Origin of the sequence: Agromyces sp. NPDC056389 (genome assembly GCF_042262385.1) — a bacterium.
Lineage (GTDB): Bacteria > Actinomycetota > Actinomycetes > Actinomycetales > Microbacteriaceae > Agromyces.
The window spans coordinates 475,237-492,175 of sequence record NZ_JBHJPN010000001.1; the positions used below are offsets into that span (position 1 = coordinate 475,237).

The 16,939-nt window shown below is 69.1% G+C and carries 14 protein-coding genes; 3 read left to right on the plus strand and 11 right to left on the minus strand.

Features of this window, described 5'->3' with window-relative positions:
* Nucleotides 1-113 precede the first annotated feature (113 nt).
* The 7 genes from ACFCVM_RS02315 to ACFCVM_RS02345 form a co-directional block, all read right to left on the minus strand.
* A complete protein-coding gene (locus tag ACFCVM_RS02315) occupies nucleotides 114-944 on the minus strand; it encodes a shikimate dehydrogenase (RefSeq protein WP_375833365.1) in 831 nt (276 codons plus the stop codon).
* Complete coding sequence (gene mltG / locus ACFCVM_RS02320; protein ID WP_375833368.1) at nucleotides 937-2,430, minus strand: endolytic transglycosylase MltG; 1,494 nt, start codon at nucleotides 2,428-2,430, stop codon at nucleotides 937-939. Before mltG ends, ACFCVM_RS02315 begins: the two co-directional genes overlap by 8 nt.
* On the minus strand, nucleotides 2,427-2,903 hold the full coding sequence (ruvX, locus tag ACFCVM_RS02325; protein ID WP_375833371.1) for a Holliday junction resolvase RuvX: 477 nt from the start codon (nucleotides 2,901-2,903) through the stop codon (nucleotides 2,427-2,429). The genes mltG and ruvX overlap by 4 nt, the downstream gene beginning before the upstream one ends.
* A 5-nt stretch (nucleotides 2,904-2,908) precedes the next feature.
* Nucleotides 2,909-5,566 (minus strand): alanine--tRNA ligase, encoded by a 2,658-nt coding sequence (alaS, locus tag ACFCVM_RS02330; RefSeq protein WP_375833374.1) that lies wholly within the window; start codon nucleotides 5,564-5,566, stop codon nucleotides 2,909-2,911.
* A gap of 67 nt (nucleotides 5,567-5,633) precedes the next feature.
* Nucleotides 5,634-5,837, minus strand: a complete 204-nt coding sequence (locus ACFCVM_RS02335) for a hypothetical protein (protein WP_375833377.1) — start codon at nucleotides 5,835-5,837, stop codon at nucleotides 5,634-5,636.
* A 147-nt stretch (nucleotides 5,838-5,984) separates the two neighbouring features.
* Nucleotides 5,985-6,608, minus strand: coding sequence for a 30S ribosomal protein S4 (gene rpsD, locus ACFCVM_RS02340; protein ID WP_074258913.1), 624 nt, complete (start codon nucleotides 6,606-6,608; stop codon nucleotides 5,985-5,987).
* Between the two features lie 220 nt (nucleotides 6,609-6,828).
* A complete protein-coding gene (locus ACFCVM_RS02345; RefSeq protein ID WP_375833380.1) occupies nucleotides 6,829-8,274 on the minus strand; it encodes a replication-associated recombination protein A in 1,446 nt (481 codons plus the stop codon).
* Between the two features lie 282 nt (nucleotides 8,275-8,556).
* On the opposite strand from ACFCVM_RS02345, the gene ACFCVM_RS02350 reads away from it, so the two are divergent.
* From ACFCVM_RS02350 to ACFCVM_RS02360, 3 genes are all read left to right on the plus strand, one after another.
* Nucleotides 8,557-9,333 carry a peptidylprolyl isomerase gene (locus ACFCVM_RS02350; RefSeq protein ID WP_375833383.1) on the plus strand — a complete coding sequence of 259 codons (777 nt, stop codon included), beginning with the start codon at nucleotides 8,557-8,559 and terminating at the stop codon, nucleotides 9,331-9,333.
* 88 nt (nucleotides 9,334-9,421) lie between these two features.
* Complete coding sequence (locus ACFCVM_RS02355; protein WP_375833385.1) at nucleotides 9,422-10,654, plus strand: DUF349 domain-containing protein; 1,233 nt, start codon at nucleotides 9,422-9,424, stop codon at nucleotides 10,652-10,654.
* A gap of 113 nt (nucleotides 10,655-10,767) precedes the next feature.
* A complete protein-coding gene (locus ACFCVM_RS02360) occupies nucleotides 10,768-11,367 on the plus strand; it encodes a hypothetical protein (RefSeq protein WP_375833388.1) in 600 nt (199 codons plus the stop codon).
* Here ACFCVM_RS02360 and ACFCVM_RS02365 read toward each other — a convergent pair.
* The 4 genes from ACFCVM_RS02365 to yajC all read right to left on the minus strand — a co-directional run bounded on the left by ACFCVM_RS02365 (nucleotide 11,354) and on the right by yajC (nucleotide 16,905).
* Nucleotides 11,354-13,606 (minus strand): RelA/SpoT family protein, encoded by a 2,253-nt coding sequence (locus ACFCVM_RS02365; RefSeq protein ID WP_375833391.1) that lies wholly within the window; start codon nucleotides 13,604-13,606, stop codon nucleotides 11,354-11,356. The genes ACFCVM_RS02360 and ACFCVM_RS02365 overlap by 14 nt on opposite strands.
* 75 nt (nucleotides 13,607-13,681) lie before the next feature.
* Nucleotides 13,682-14,701, minus strand: a complete 1,020-nt coding sequence (gene secF / locus ACFCVM_RS02370; protein WP_375833394.1) for a protein translocase subunit SecF — start codon at nucleotides 14,699-14,701, stop codon at nucleotides 13,682-13,684.
* Nucleotides 14,701-16,443 (minus strand): protein translocase subunit SecD, encoded by a 1,743-nt coding sequence (gene secD, locus ACFCVM_RS02375; RefSeq protein ID WP_375833397.1) that lies wholly within the window; start codon nucleotides 16,441-16,443, stop codon nucleotides 14,701-14,703. Before secD ends, secF begins: the two co-directional genes overlap by 1 nt.
* Nucleotides 16,444-16,506: 63 nt before the next feature.
* Nucleotides 16,507-16,905: a preprotein translocase subunit YajC gene (gene yajC / locus ACFCVM_RS02380; protein WP_375833400.1), complete on the minus strand. Its 399-nt coding sequence runs from the start codon at nucleotides 16,903-16,905 to the stop codon at nucleotides 16,507-16,509.
* Nucleotides 16,906-16,939 lie beyond the last annotated feature (34 nt).

Sequence of the window (16,939 nt, forward strand, 5' to 3'; positions counted from 1 at the left end):
GGACGCGCACGTCGCATGACGGCGACGGCGACTCCTTCCACAGGCTCAGGGACGCGCACGTCGCATGACGGCGACGGCGACGGCGACGGCGACGGCGACGGCGACAGCCGAGTTCAGGCGACCGCGGCTCGCATGACGTCGAGCACGGCGTCTTCGTCGTCGAGCGGCTCGTTCGGATCGCCGTTCACGAAGATGCGCACCTGCAGCAGTGCCTGGTGCAGGAGCATCCCGAGTCCGTGCACGACCGTGCCGCCACCCGCGATCCAGCCGGCCGCGAGCGGAGTCGGCCACGGGTCGTAGGCGACATCGAGCAGCGCCGCCGAGGCGACGAGATCAGCGGATGCCGCGACGCCGAGGTCGGTGCCACCGGGAACGGTGCTGACGACGAGTGCTGCGCCGTCGATCGTCGCGAGCTCGGCCAGACCGCCCTCGTCGACGTGCACATCGAGTCGCGACCCGAGCTCGACGAGCGGGGCGGCCGCCCCCGGCCGACGAACGAGCACCCGCACCTCGCGCGCGCCGAGCTCCGACATCGCGACGAGCGCCGAAGCTGCCGTCGCACCGCCGCCGAGCACCACGCCGCGCGGCACCTCGTGCACGCCGGCCTCGCGGAGCGTCCGCACGATGCCGCCGACGTCGGTGTTGAATCCGCGCCTGATGCCGGCGTCGAAGAGCACCGTGTTCGCGGCGCCGGTGATCACGGCGACGTCGTCGATCGCGTCGAGCAACGGCAGCACGTCGTGCTTCAGTGGCATGGTGAGCGAGAGCCCGCGCCACGCGGTATCCAGACCGCCCATGAACTCGCCGAGCCGGTCGCCGTCCATCTCGACGGCGGAGTACCGCCACGGCAGGCCGAGCCGGTCGTACGCCGCTCGGTGCAGCGCAGGGCTCTTGGAGTGCGAGATCGGCGAGCCGAGCACCGCGAGCCTGCGGAGGTCACTCACAGTACGCGGCGTTCTCGTCGAGCGCGCACCATTCCTGCAGTCGGGCGACCGCCGCTTCGTGCTCCTCGACCGTGGTGGAGAAGACCGTCTCGCCCGTCGCCAGGTTCACCGGGACGAAGAACAGCCATGACCCCTCGGCCGGGTGGATGGCGGCGTTGATCGCCACATCGCCCGGGTTGCCGATCGGCCCGACCGGAAGGCCCGGGTTGGCATAGGTGTTGTAGAGGTTCGACGCGTCGGCGCGCTCCTCATCGGTCGTCCACACGGTGTGCGTGTTGCCCGTGCCGTAGGCGACCGTCGCATCGGACTCGAGGTTGATGCCCTGGTCGAGGCGGTTCTGGAAGACCCGCGCGACCTTCGGGAAGTCGTCGAGGTTCGACCCGGCCTCGCGCTGCACGATCGACGCGAGCACGATCGTGCTCCAGCGCTGGTCGGCGGGCACGCCTGCGGCGTCGAGGGCCTCGAACTGCCGGTTCACGAGGGTCTGCAGCACGGCGTGCGCGTCGAGGCCCGGTTCCAGGGTGTAGGTGGCCGGGAAGAGGAACCCCTCGAGGGTCGTGGCCTCCGCGGGCAGTCCGTAACTCGCGGGCGGCTCGACGGCGGCCGCCTGCAGGTTCTCGAGCGGCACGTCGGTGCCCTCGGAGATGGCGACGAGCGCGTCGGGCAGCGACATCCCCTCGGGGATGACGAAGGTGTTCTCGAGCTTGTTCGCGGGATCCTGCAGCGCGTCCAGCGCAGCCTGCGCGCTCATCTCCTCGGCGAGCTGGTAGGCGCCCGGGTGGAACTCGGGCTCGGGGCTCTGCTCGAGCAGGAGGTCGTAGAAGGCGTCGTACGACGCGGTGACACCCTCGTCGACGAGGTTCGTCGCGATGTCGGAGCCGACGTCGCCGTCGTGGATCATGAACACGACTTCACCGGTGCCAGCGCCTTCGAAGTCCGCTGCGGGAGTGAACCGCTCGATGACGGCGTTGATCGGCCCCTGGAGGAAGAAGAACGCGCCTGCACCGAGCGCGGCGACGATGAGGAGGCCGACGAGGCAGCCCCATGCCCCGCGCCGCTTCGGCTTCTCGGGCTCGTACGGGTCGGTGTTGACGGCGCGGCGCTCGGCGCGCGACGGCCGGGCCTGCTCGGGCTCCGTGGCCGCCGGTTCGGCGACGATCGATTCGAAGAGCGGCAATGCCGACTCGGCCGGCCGAGTCGGCTCCGCGGGCACCGCCGGCGGGCCTGCCTCGGCGAGGATCGCGGCGGCCTCGGCCTCTGCAGCCTGGCGCTGCTCGGCCTCACGCGCCTCCCGGCGGGTCATGGGCCGCCCCTCCGAGGGCGGCTGCGGCGCAGTCGCTCCGGTCGGCGTCGGGTCGGCCGGCGGAGTCGGCGGCGCGGCATCCGCTGCTCTGGGCGCGCGCACCGGCGCATCGCCCGCGAGCATCGCGTGCCAGTCGGCGGTCGCGCGGTCGTGTTCGTTGCGCTCGGGTGGGGGCTGGGTCACAGGGGGGATCGCCCTTCGGGGATCTCGATCGTCCGGCCGGGCGGGCGGTTGAAGTCCCGCTCGGCGTCGATGGCGTGTTGCAAAATGATAACGGCTGCAACCTGATCCACGATGGGACGTTGCTTGCGGGTCGACTTGCCCGTCGCGCGGAGCGCCTGTTGGGCGCTCACGGTCGAAAGCCGTTCATCGACGAGGCGCACCGGGATCCCCGTGCTCGCCAGTCGCTCCGCGAACGCTACCGCATCGTCGGTCGACGGCGTCGAGGCCCCCGAGAGCGACAACGGATTGCCCACGACGATCTCGATCACCTCGTACTCGCGCGCGAGATCGAGGATGCGCGCGACATCCGCGTCGCCGTCGGCGGCGCGCGCCACCGTCTCGATCGGTGTTGCGATCAGGCCGCCGGCGTCGCAACGGGCGACGCCGATGCGGGCGCGCCCGACGTCGACCCCGAGCCTCGCCCCGGTACGCACGGCGACTACCCGCGGAGCGCCGAGCGCACCGCGTCGAGGGCGGCCGGAATGGCCGCGACATCGCTGCCGCCACCCTGCGCGAGGTCGGGCTTGCCGCCGCCGCCGCCGCCGAGCACCCCGGCCATCGTCTTCGCGAGTGCACCGGCGTTCGCGCCCGCGTCGCGGGCGGCGGGCGAGGTAGCGACGATCGCGACCGGCTTGCCGCCGACCTCGGCGGTCAGGGCGACGACGGACGCCGCGTCGCCGAGCTGCGATCGCACGGAGAGCGCGAGCGCGCGCAATTCGTCACCGCTGCCGAGCGTTCCGACCGATTCTGCGACGAGCAGCACCTCTCCGGTGCGCACGGCCTTCGCGGCGAGTGCCGGCACGCGGTCGTTGAGTGCGCGGGCCTCGAACTGCTGGATGCGCTTCTCGGCGGCCTTCAGGCTCGTGACGAGTTCGCCGACGCGGTCGACGAGCTGCTCGGGCCGGGTCTTCAGCGTCGAGGTCAGCTCGGAGACGAGCGCACGCTCGGAGGCGAAACGGCGGAACGCGTCGAGGCCGACGAGCGACTCCACGCGGCGGTTGGACGCGCCGACCGAGGACTCCCCCACGATGTTGATCATGCCGACCTCGGCGCTCGTCGACACGTGGGTGCCGGCGCAGAGTTCGCGCGACCAGGGGCCGCCGATGTCGACGACGCGCACGACGTCGCCGTACTTCTCGCCGAAGAGGGCCATCGCGCCGAGCGACTTCGCCTCGTCGAGCGGCATCTCGCGCGTGACGACCTCGAGGTTGTCGCGGATCGCGGCATTCGAGATCTCCTCGATCTCGCTGCGGGTCTCGGCCGAGAGGGCGGAATTCCAGCCGTAGTCGAGACGCAGGTAGCCCGCCTTGTTGAACGAGCCGGACTGATGCGCGTTCGGGCCGAGCACCTGGCGGAGCGCCGCGTGCACGAGGTGCGTGCCCGAGTGCGCCTGCGTCGCGCCGCGTCGATACTGCTCGTCGACGAGCGTCGTCGCCGGCACTCCGACGCCGACCTCGCCCTTCGTCACCTTCACGGTGTGGCTGATGAGGCCCTTGATGGGCTTCTGCACGTCGAGCACCTCGAGTTCGAAGCCGTCGCCGACGATGCGACCCTGGTCGGGGGCCTGACCGCCGGACTCCGCGTAGAGCGAGGTCTCCGCGAGGATCACCTCGGCGGTCTGGCCCGCGGTCGCGAACGGCACGGGTCGACCGTCGACGAGCAGGCCGAGCACGCTCGACGCCGTCGTGAGCTCGGTGTAGCCCGTGAAGATCGTCTCGCCCTTGGCGCGGAACTCGGCGTACACCGAGAGGTCGGCGAGCACCTTCTTCTTCGACTTGGCATCGGCCTTCGCACGCGAGCGCTGCTCGGTCATGAGCGTGTCGAACGCAGCACGATCGACGGCGAGCCCCGCCTCGTCGGCCATCTCGAGCGTGAGCTCGATCGGGAAGCCGTAGGTGTCGTGCAGGAGGAACGCCGTGTCGCCGGCGAGCTCGCCCCGACCGGAGTCCTTCGTCTTGGAGACCGCGAGGTCGAGGATCGACGTGCCGGCCGTGAGCGTGCGGAGGAAGGTCTCCTCCTCGCCGAGGGCGAGCTGCTCGATGTGCGCGTAGTCCTTCGCGACCTCGGGGTATGCGCTCTTCATCGCGTCGCGCGACGCGGCGAAGAGCTCGCGGAAGGTCGGGCCCTCGACGCCGAGCAAGCGCATCGCACGGATGCTGCGGCGCAGGAGACGGCGCAGGATGTACCCGCGCCCCTCGTTCGACGGGCTCACGCCGTCGCTCATGAGCATGAGCGCCGAGCGCACGTGGTCGGCGATGACGCGCATGCGCACGTCGTCGTCGTGGTTCGCGCCGTAGCGGCGCCCCGAGAGCTCTGCTGCGCGGTCGAGCACCGGGCGCACCTGGTCGATCTCGTACATGTTGTCGACGCCCTGCTTGATGAAGGCGACGCGCTCGAGCCCCATGCCCGTGTCGATGTTCTTCTTCGGCAGTTCCTTCACGATGCGGAAGTCGGTCTTCGACGTCACGTCATCGATGAGGTACTGCATGAAGACGAGGTTCCAGATCTCGACGTACCGGTCGTCGTCGGTGGCCGGGCCGCCGTCGATGCCGTACTCGGGGCCGCGATCGAAGAAGATCTCGGAGCAGGGGCCGGCCGGGCCGGGCTGGCCGGTGTGCCAGTAGTTCGTGTCCTTGCCGAGTCGCTGGATGCGCTCATCGGGCAGGTCGGCGACCTTCTTCCAGAGCTCGATCGCCTCGTCGTCGTCTTCGTAGACGGTGACCCAGAGGTCGTCGCGATCGAAGCCGTAGCCGCCGTCGGCCTCGGGCGTGGTCAGCAGTTCCCACGCCATCGAGATGGCGCCCTCTTTGAAGTAGTCGCCGAACGAGAAGTTTCCGCTCATCTGGAAGAACGTTCCGTGGCGCGGGGTCTTGCCGACCTCTTCGATGTCGTTCGTGCGGATGCACTTCTGCACGCTCGTCGCGCGAGGGTACGGCGCGGGCACGAGACCCGTCAGGTACGGGACGAACGGCACCATGCCGGCGACCGTGAAGAGCAGCGTGGGGTCGTCGGAGACGAGTGATGCCGAGGGCACGACGGTGTGGCCGCGCTCGGCGAAGAAGTCCAGCCAACGCTGGCGGATGTCGGCAGTCTGCATGGTTCCGTTCTCGGTCGTGCCCGGGTCATCCGGGCCTTCACATTCGTGGGGCTTCGCTCGCCTGGACTCAGAGAGCCGCGGGCGCTTCGCCCTGCTCGGCGCGGAGCTCGGCGTCACGTGCGTGGTAGCCCTCGGCGATCGCCTGGCCGAAGGCGCGGGCCTTCGCGTCCACCGCGGAGAAGAAGTCTCGCCCCTGCTTGGTCTGGTTGACCTGGTGCGCGACCGCGAATCCGGCCGCGACGCCGACGGTGAACCACAGAATGCTCTTCACGAGGTGCTCCTGCTCCCTGATCGATGTGTCGCCTTGCGGTGCGCTCGGCACGCCACGCATCAGTCTAGTGGCCGCACCGCGGGCGCTCGCCGGGTACGACACAGGGGCCGCGGGAAATCCCGCGACCCCTGTCTCAACTGCTCTGCGTCAGCGAGCGGCGTAGTACTCGACGACCAGCTGCACGTCACAGGTCACGGGGACCTCGGCGCGCTTCGGGCGACGGACGAGCTTCACCTGGAGCTTGTCGAGCTCGACCTCGAGGTACGCGGGGAGCTTGGGCAGCACGTCGACGTGACCGCCGGCAGCGGCGACCTGGAACGGCTCGGTGCCCTCGCTGCGTGCCTTGACGTGCACGAGCTGGCCCGGCTTCACGCGGAAGGAGGGGCGGTCGACGAGCTGGCCGTCGACGAGGATGTGGCGGTGCACCACGAACTGGCGCGCCTGCGAGATGGTGCGGGCGAAGCCGGCACGCAGCACGATGGCGTCGAGACGCATCTCGAGCAGCTCGACCAGGTTCTCACCGGTCAGGCCGTCGGTGCGGCGGGCCTCGTTGAAGGCGATGCGAAGCTGCTTCTCGCGGATGCCGTACTGGGCGCGCAGGCGCTGCTTCTCGCGCAGACGAACGGCGTAGTCGCTGTCCTGCTTGCGCTTGGTGCGGCCGTGCTCGCCGGGAGCGTACGGACGCTTCTCCATGTAGCGGGCGGCCTTCGGGGTGAGGGCGACGCCGAGCGCACGGGAGAGGCGGGTCTTGCTACGTGACTGGTTCGACACGAATGTCCTTTCGGAAGAATCTCAAGTGAATACTCGGCGCGTTCGTGCGCCGAGAATCTGTGTCAGAGGGATTCGCCAAGGGTGGATCGGCTACAGATCGCACCCGTTCGCCGGTGACCCTCTCGCAGCCGCGCTCGAGAATCAGGCTTCAGGCCAACGGAAATGATATCACGATGGCGTGGGGCGCCCCGACACGGGCGCTCAGGCCGCTCGCCGGCGCTCAGCGCCCGCCGCGCACGATGCGCCGCAGCTTCGCGAGTCGCGCCGAGACCTCGCGCTCGTTGCCGTGCTCGGTCGGCTCGTAGTAGACGGCGCCTCGGAGTGAATCGGGCAGGTACTCCTGGGCGACCACGCCGATGTCGTCGTCATGCGGATACTTGTACCCCTTGCCGTGGCCGAGGCGCTTCGCCCCCGGATAGTGCGCGTCGCGCAGGTGCTTGGGCACTCGCCCGGCCTTGCCGCCGCGCACGTCGGCGATGGCCCGGTCGATGCCGACGTACGCCGCGTTCGACTTGGGGGCCGTCGCCAGGTGCACGACCGCCTGGGCGAGCGGGATGCGGCCCTCGGGCATGCCGATGAACGCGACGGCGTCGGCGGCGGCCACGGCCACGCCGAGCGCACTCGGGTCGGCGAGCCCGATGTCTTCGGAGGCGAGCACGATGATGCGCCGCGCGATGAACCTCGGGTCTTCGCCCGCCTCGATCATGCGAGCGAGATAGTGCAGCGACGCGTCGACGTCGCTGCCGCGCACCGACTTGATGAAGGCGCTGATCACGTCGTAGTGCTCGTCGCCGTTGCGGTCGTAGCGGAGCAGCGCACGGTCGACCGCGCGCGCCACGATGTCGGTCGTGATCACGGGTGCAACGGATGCCGCGGCATCCGTCTCGCCGTCGGTCGCCGTGTCGCCGGCGTCTGCCGTGCCGGTGCTCGAGTCGTCGTCGGCGCCATCGCCGGCCTCGGCGTCCGTCGTCTCGGCGGGCGGAACCGACTGCGCCGCGGCCACCGCTGCGGCCTCGAGCGCCGTGAGCGCACGGCGCGCGTCGCCCGATGCGAGCCGGATGATCGCCGCACGCGCCTCTGGGTCGAGGGCCACCCTGCCGGCGAGACCGCGCGGATCGGAGACGGCTCGGTCGACGAGCACGCCGAGGTCGTCGTCGGTGAGGAGTTCGAGGGTGAGCAGGAGCGAGCGAGACAGGAGCGGGGAGATCACCGAGAACGACGGGTTCTCGGTCGTCGCGGCCACGAGGATGACCCAGCCGTTCTCGACGCCCGGCAGAAGTGCGTCTTGCTGGGCCTTCGTGAAGCGGTGGATCTCGTCGAGGAAGAGCACGGTCGAGAGTCCGTAGAGGTCACGGCTCGCCCGCGCCTCCTCCATGACCTGGCGCACGTCGCGCACGCCAGCGGTCACGGCCGACAGTTCGACGAACTTGCGACCCGACGAGCGGGCGATCGCCTGGGCGAGGGTCGTCTTGCCGGTGCCGGGCGGCCCCCAGAGGATGACGGAGACGGAGCCGGACTCCCCCGATCGATCACCGGCGAGGGCGACGAGCGGGGAGCCGGGCGTCAGCAGATGCCGTTGGCCGGCCACCTCGTCGAGGCTCGTCGGGCGCATGCGCACCGCGAGCGGGGTCGCGCCTGAGCGCAGCCCCGGGCCGGAATCCACCATGTCCTCCAGCGTAGTCGCGGCGTCCGACACCGGAACTCGAGCCGGAACCGACCACGCGATCCACCACGTCGCGGCGTCCGACACCGGAACTCGAGCCGGAAGCGACCACGCGATCGAGCACGTCGCGGCATCCGACACCGGAACGCGAGCCGGAAGCGACCACGCGATCGAGCACGTCGCGGCGTCCGACACCGGAACTCGACACCGGATCGGTGCGGCGATTGGTCTGGGCACCCCGCCTTGCGTAGAGTCGGCACGCAGGAGTCCCGAGAAGGAGCATGCGTGGCATCGAACGACCGACAGACGCGTGAAGAACGAGCGCGCCTTCGCACCTACCAGGCACGCCAGGAAGTCCACACCAGGAAGCAGCGCCGACGCACCCGCGACAACGTCATCGCGGTGCTCGCACTCGTGGTCGTGCTCGCCCTCGCGACGGCCGCGCAGATCTTCTACTTCAGCAGCGGGCCGGGCGCCGAGCCCCTCGCCACCGAGACGGCGACCCCGACTCCGACTCCCGCCGAAGGCGAGAACCAGGGCGATGTGCCCTCCGCCGACATCGCCGAGGACCGCACCTGGAACGGCACCCTGACGCTCAACGAGATCCCCCTGGGCGTCGAGCTCGACGGCGCGGCCGCCCCGCAGGCCGTCTCGAGCGAGATCAGCCTCATCCAGTCGGGCTTCTACACCGGCACGAGCTGCCACCGTCTCACGACCGAGGGCATCTGGGTGCTGCAGTGCGGCGACCCGAGCGGCGACGGCACCGGTGGCCCCGGCTACAGCTACGGCCCGGTCGAGAACGTTCCGGCCGATGGCGTCTACCCCGCAGGCACGATCGCGATGGCTCGTGCCGCGTCGCAGTACAGCCAGGGCAGCCAGTTCTTCATCGTCTACGAAGACACGACCCTGCCGGGCGACACCGGTGGCTACACCGTGATCGGAAAGGTGACGAGCGGACTCGACGCGCTCCGGGCCGGGGTCATCGACGCGGGCACGAGCGACGGTGCCGGCGACGGCGCTCCCGCCGTGCCGACCACCATCACGGCGTTCACGATCGAGTGACCGCCCGCGCCGCCCCTCGGCGGTGCAATAGGCTTGATGCCGTCAACGTCGCCTCCGGGCGGCATCCGACATACGACAGGGTGAGGCCGTGACCGATTCAGATCAGCAACCGTGGGGCCGCGTCGACGAGACGGGTACCGTCTTCGTGCGCACGAGCGACGGCGAACGAGCGGTCGGGCAGTACCCCGACGGTTCGGCTGAAGAGGCGCTCGCCTACTTCGAGCGCAAGTACGCCGACCTCGCGGGCCAAGTGGGCCTGCTCGAGCAGCGAGTGCGCCGCGGGGCACCGGCAGCGGATGTCGCGAAGGCCGTCACCACCCTCCAGTCCTCGGTCTCCACGGCCAACGCGGTCGGCGACCTCGAGTCACTCGCCCGCCGCCTCGAAGCGCTCTCGGGCACGACGAAGGAACTGACGGAACAGCAGCAGGCGGAGTCGAAGGCCGCGGTCGCCGAGGCCGTCGCCGAGCGAACCGCGATCGTCGAGGCCGCCGAGGCCCTCGCGGCCGGCGACCCCGCGAAGACGCAGTGGAAGCAGGCCACCGCCGAGCTCGACGATCTCTTCGCGCGCTGGCAGCGCCACCAGCAAGACGGCCCCCGCCTGCCGAAGAACGAGGCCAACGAGCTCTGGAAGCGATTCCGTGCCGCCCGCTCGACGATCGAGACGCACCGCAAGGCGTTCTTCGCCGAGCTCGACGCCGCGCACCGCGACGTGCGGTCGCGCAAGCAGGCGCTCATCGAACGCGCCGAGGCGCTCGCGCCGCGCGGCGCCGATGCGGTGGGCGACTACCGGCACCTCCTCGACGAGTGGAAGCTCGCCGGTCGCGCCGGCAAGAAGCTCGACGACGCGCTCTGGGCGAAGTTCAAGGCTGCGGGCGACGTGCTCTTCGGTGCCAAGGCCGAGATCGACGCGCAGGAGGACGAGAGCTACCGCGCCAACCTCGACGAGAAGCTCGCGCTCCTCACCGAGGCCGAGCCGCTGCTCACCGCGAAGGATCCGAAGCAGGCCCGCGCCGATCTCAACAAGATCCAGCGCAAGTGGGATGAGATCGGCAAGGTCCCGCGCGACCAGGTGCGGGTCGTCGAAGACCGCCTCCGCAAGATCGAGAATCACGTGAAGTCGCTCGAGGAGGAGCGCTGGCAGCGCGAGGACCCCGAGAAGAAGGCACGCTCGGAGGGCATGCTCGGCCAGCTGCACGACGCGATCGACAAGCTCGAGGCCGAGCTCGCCGCCGCAGAGGCAGCCGGCGACGCGAAGGCCGCGGCATCCGCTCGCGAAGCCCTCGACGCCCGCCGCGCATGGCTGAAGGCCGTCGGCGGCTGAGTCCGTCTCGTGGTGATCGCGGTCCCGGCCGCGATCACCCGATGCGAGGCATCGTTCTCCACAGATCGCGCGTGCCTGCATCCTGAACGGCACGCGTGCCGCAGCATGTCGGTATGGCCAAGCTCCCGAACGTGCTCAGCATCGACGATCTCCCGCTCGCCGAGCTCTGCGCGGCCCGCATCGACGGTGAACTCATGCCGATCGACGACGGGTGGGCGCCGGTCGACGAACCCGATCTGCCCTCGTTGCGTGCAGCGGCCATCGCGCTGCGCGCCCCGCGCGTCCTGGTGATCGAGCGACGCTCGGCGGCGTGGGTGCACGGTGCGCTGCCCTCTCCCCCGGCGATCGCCCAGTTCTGCGTGCCCCGCACGGCACGGGTCGCGGCGGTCTCCGCGCCCCGCCTCGTCGTACGAGAGGTCGCGATCGAGCAGGACGAGATCATCGAGTTCGCGTTCGCGCAATGCACGACGCCGCTGCGCACGGGCTTCGACCTGCTCCGTGAACCCGCGGAAGACGATCGCGAGGTCGAGTCCATCGTCGTGGCGCTCTGCACCGACGATCCACGGCTCCTCGCCCGATTGCGACGGCGTCTCGACGATGCCAACCGAATGCCGCATCGCGGGCTCGCCCTCGAACGACTCGAGCGCGTCGACGCGATGCTCGCCCGCGAGGGGGCTGAGCAGGGGCGGACGTCGGCCGTCAGCCGTCGCTGACGCGGTAGACGTCGTAGACGGCATCGATGCGCCGCACCGCGTTGAGCACACGGTCGAGGTGCGTCGTGTCGCCCATCTCGAAGACGAACCGGCTGAGCGCGAGGCGGTCGGTGGAGGTCGAGACGTTCGCGGAGAGGATGTTGACGTGGTGTTCCGACAACACCCTCGTGACGTCGGAGAGCAGCCCGGCACGGTCGAGCGCCTCGATCTGGATCTGCACGAGGAAGACGCTCTTCGAGCTCGGCGCCCACTCGACGTCGATCATGCGCTCGGGCTCCTGCATGAGGCTCTGCACGTTGTGGCAGCTCGCCTGGTGCACCGAGACGCCTGCGCCGCGCGTGACGAACCCGACGATCTCGTCGCCCGGCACCGGAGTGCAGCATCGGGCGAGCTTCACGAGGATGTCGGGCGCTCCGCGCACGAGCACCCCGGAGTCCGAGTGCCGCGGCAATGGCCGTGAGCGCACCGGAATCGGCAGGTCGGGCTCGTCGCCCTCGTCGACGTCGCGCACGAGCGCGACGACCTTCTCGAGCACCGACTGCGTCGACACGTGGCCTTCGCCGACGGCGGCGTACAGCGAGGAGACATCGTCGTACCGCAGCTGCGCTGCCACCTCGGCGAAGGACTCCTGGTTCATGAGCTTCTGCAGCGGCAGGTTCTGCTTGCGCATGGCGCGGGCGATCGCGTCGCGGCCCTGCTCGATCGCCTCGTCGCGTCGCTCCTTGGTGAACCACTGACGGATCTTGTTGCGGGCGCGAGGGCTCTTGACGAAGGTGAGCCAGTCTTTACTCGGCCCCGAGTCGGGGTTCTTCGAGGTGAACACCTCGACGACGTCGCCGCTCGACAGCTCGCTCTCGAGCGGGACGAGACGGCCGTTGACCTTCGCACCCATCGTGCGATGTCCGACCTCGGTGTGCACGGCATACGCGAAGTCGACGGGCGTCGCGCCCGCCGGCAGGCCGATCACCCGACCCTTCGGCGTGAACACGTAGACCTCTTTGGCGCCGATCTCGAACCGCAGCGAATCGAGGAACTCCCCCGGGTCGGCGGTCTCGGCCTGCCAGTCGGAGATGTGGGCGAGCCACGCCATGTCGGTCTCGTTCTGGCCGGACTTGTCGGCGGTGCGTCCGCCCGCCATGCGTTCCTTGTACTTCCAGTGCGCCGCGACACCGTACTCGGCGCGCTGGTGCATGTCGTGCGTGCGGATCTGGATCTCGACCGCACGCCCCTTCGGGCCGATGACGGTCGTGTGCAGTGACTGGTACAGGTTGAACTTCGGCGTCGCGATGTAGTCCTTGAAGCGGCCGGGCAGCGGAGTCCACCTCGCGTGGATCGCGCCGAGCACCGCATAGCAGTCGCGCACCGAGTTCACGAGCACCCGGATGCCGACGAGGTCGTAGATCTCGTCGAAGTCCCGGCCCCGCACGATCATCTTCTGGTAGATCGAGTAGTACTGCTTGGGGCGCCCCACGACCTTGCCGCGGATCTTCGCGGCCTTCAGGTCGTCGGTGATGAGATCGATGACGTTCTGCACGAACTCTTCGCGCTGCGGGGTGCGCTGCTTGACGAGGCTCTCGATCTCGGCGTAGAGCTTCGGGTAGAGCACGGCGAACGAGAGGTCTTCGAGCTCCCACTTGATCGTCTGGATACCGAGGCGATGCGCGAGCGGCGCATAGATCTCGAGCGTCTCGGTCGCCTTGCGGGCAGCGGATGCCGCGGGCACGAAGCCCCACGTGCGCGCATTGTGCAGCCGGTCGGCGAGCTTGATGATCAGCACTCGGATGTCCTTCGACATCGCGACGATCATCTTGCGAACGGTCTCCGCCTGCGTGGAGTCGCCGTACTTGACCTTGTCGAGCTTGGTGACGCCGTCGACGAGCATCGCGATCTCGTCGCCGAAGTCCGCGCGTACCTGGTCGAGCGTGTACGCGGTGTCTTCGACGGTGTCGTGCAGCAGCGCCGCCGCGACCGTCTTCGACCCGATGCCGAGATCCGCGAGGATCTGCGCGACCGCGATCGGGTGGGTGATGTACGGCTCACCGCTCTTGCGCTTCTGTCCCTCGTGCGCTCGCTCGGCGACCGTGTAGGCGCGTTCGATGAGGGAGAGATCGGCCTTCGGATGGTGCATCCGCACCGTGCGCATGAGCGTGTCGACGGCACCCGACGGCTGCGCCTTCGAGAAGATGCGGGGCACCAGACGGCGCAGCGATGCCGTCGAGTTGACACCCGTCTCCGTCATCGCTCACCTCCGGAACTCAATTATCGCCGCTCCGGAGGCTTCGACGTGCCACACGGCTCACGCCCGCCGCGAACATCATGCGGTGGGTGGCGCGTCGGCTCCCGACGAAACGGATGTCGCGCGCTCACGCTCCTTCAGGACCTTCTGATCGTGTCGGTGGATCGCCGGCTCGCCCTCGCGCAGCTGCGAGTAGAGCGGCGCAGCGACGAACACCGTCGACCAGGTGCCCACGAGGATGCCGATCAGCAGCGCCAGGGAGATGTCGCGGAGCGTGTCCGCTCCGAGCACGCCGGCACCGATGAAGAGGATCGCCGCGACGGGCAGCGCGGCCACGACGCTCGTGTTGATCGAGCGCACGAGGGTCTGGTTCACCGCGAGGTTCACGGATTCGGCGAAGGTGCGCCGAGACTCCTGGCCGTCTTCGGCGGTATTCTCTCGGATCTTGTCGAAGACCACGACGGTGTCGTACAGCGAGTAGCTGAGGATCGTGAGGATACCGATGGTCGCTGCCGGGCTGATCTCGAATCCGACAGCGGCGTAGATGCCCACGGTCACGACGAGGTCGCCGATCAGGGCGAGGATCGCTGCGAGCGACATCTTCCAGGTTCGGAAGTACAACGCCATGATGATGCCCGCGAGGAGGAGGAACGCGACGAGGCCGACGAGGGCCTGCCGAGTGACATCCGCGCCCCAGCTGGGGCCGATGAACGAGGACGTGACCTCTGACTCGGGAACGTCGTACGCCTCGGCGAGGGCGCCGCTCACGTCTTCGGAATCCGCTTGCTCGAGCTGGTCGGTCTGCACGCGCACGCCGGTTCCGCCGACGATCGCGACCCGCACCTCTGCGTCGGGCACCACGGAGTGCACCGCTTCGATCGCGGGCTCAGGCGTGGCGTTCTCGACCTCGGCGATCTGGAACTGGGATCCGCCGCGGAACTCGATGCTGAAGTTGACGCCGGTGAGGAGCGGCACGACGACCGACAGCAGGATCAGGATCCCGGCGATCGTGTACCACTTCTTGCGGCCGCCGACGAAGTTGAACGAGCGCTTGCCGGTGTAGAGGTCGTTGCCGAAGGTCGTGAGACGGTTCGCCATCAGGACTCCTTCCCTTCGTCGGACGAATCGGAGGCGCCCACTGATGCAGCGGCCTTCCGTTCGGCGATCGTCTGGCGGCGCTGCGCTTCCTTGGCGCTTGCCGCGGTCTTCTTCGCGGGCTGTCCGACGGGCTTGCGGAACTCGGCACGGCCGCGGTACACGGCGCCGAGCGCGTTCGGGTCGAGGCCCGACCAGGGGTTGCCGCTGGAGAAGAAGCGGGTCTGCGCGAGCAGCTGCAGCATCGGGTGCGTGAACAGGATGACCACGACGACGTCGATGATCGTGGTGAGACCGAGTGTGTACGCGAAGCCCTTGACGCTGCCGACGGCGAGCACGAACAGCACGATGGCCGCGAGCAGGTTGGTGGCCTTCGACGCGAGCACGGTTCGGAAGGCGCGCTTCCAACCCGCCTCGACCGCGCCGACGAGTGCCCTGCCATCGCGGAGCTCGTCTCGAACGCGTTCGAAGTAGATGATGAACGAGTCGGCTGTGAAGCCGATCGAGACGATGAGGCCCGCGATGCCGGCCAACGACAGGCGGTAGCCCTCGCGCCACGACAGGATCGTGATCATCAGGTAGGTGATGATGCCCACGATCACGAGCGAGGCGATCGTGACCGACGCGAGTGCGCGGTACTGGAAGATCGTGTAGATCACCACGAGGATCAGGCCGATGAGGCCGGCGATGAGGCCGGACTGGAGCTGCGAGGTGCCGAGTGTGGGCGAGATCGTGTCGGAGGACTGCACCGTGAAGCTGATCGGCAGTGCACCGAACTTCAGCTGGTCGGCGAGTGCCTTCGACGAGGCCTGGTCGAAGCTGCCCGTGATCTGCGGCTTGCCGTCGGTGATCGCACCGTTCATCGACGGTGCGGTCAGCACCTGACCGTCGAGCACGAACGCGAACTGGTCGCGAGGCGTCTGGCCCTGCAGGCCGTACAGCCGCGTGCTGACCGTGGCGAAGTCTTCGGTGCCCTCTGCATCGAAGACGATGTTGACGGCCCACTGGCCCGTCGATGCACCGGTCTGGGTCTGCACCATGCCGTTGGTGGCGTCGACGATGTTCTCGCCGCTCGCCTCGACCGGGCCGAGCAGGTACTTCGCGGTGCGGCTGACGTCGCACGTGACGAGCGGTTCGTCGGCCGGTGCGACGTTCGCCGAGTTCTCGTCGATCTCCGCGCAGTCGAAGTCGTCGAACTGCTGCTGCAGCGCGGGCGTGATCCACGAGGGGTCGCTGCCGTCGGTCGGCTTGGCGGTCGGCGTCGACTCGAGCTCTTCGGCGGGCGCCTCGGTCGGTTCAGGGCTCGCGCTCGGATCGATCGACGTGTCGGTCGCCGCGTCGGCGAGCAGCACTGCACGGAGCTCGAGCTTCGCCGACTGCTGGATGCGCGCCCGGGTCTGGTCGTCGAGTTCGCCCGGAATGCGGACGACGACGTTCTGGCCCTCGGTGTTGATCTCGGCTTCGGAGACGCCCGAGGCGTCGACGCGCTGGCGGATGATCGACACGGCCTGGTCGAGCTGCTCCTGAGAGACGCTCGCTCCGGTCTCGACCTTCGGCTCGAGGATGATCTGCGTGCCGCCCTCGAGGTCGAGCGCGAGCTTCGGGCTCCACGACCCGCCGCCCCAGATGACGCCGGCGGCATTGATGCCGAACAGCAGCGCGATGATGACACCCAGCCAGATGAGTGATCTCCATGCCTTGCGCACGGGGGTCGGCCGGGATGACCGCTTGGATGGTGCAGCCACGTGTTCCGCTTTCTCTGCAGAGAGCCCGCGCGTCAGCGCACGGGCCCAGCCTCGGGTTGAGTCTTAGTCGTCCGACTTCTTGGTGTCGGGCTTCTCGTCGGTCGCGTCCGTCGAGGTCGCGTCGGTCTCGGCGTCGAGGCGCTCGCCGAACTCGGGCTCGCCCTCGATCCCAGCGGTCTCTTCGACGACGTCGACCTTGGGCTCGACGACGCGTGCGACCGTCTGACGGTGCACGGTGAGGACGGTGCCGGGCGAGGTCTCGAGGAGCACCTGGTTCTCGTCTTCATCGATCGAGAGGATGGTGCCGAAGACGCCGAAGTTGGTCATCACCTTCGCGCCAGGCTGCACCTTCGACTGCAGTTCGCGGGCGTCGGCCTGACGCTTGCGCGAGTTGCGGAACATGAAGAAGATGAGCACCGCCAGGACGGCGAGCATGATGATGGTGAACGGATCGAACGTCATGAGAGGAGAAGTACCTTCCGGAGTGCGGCGCGCG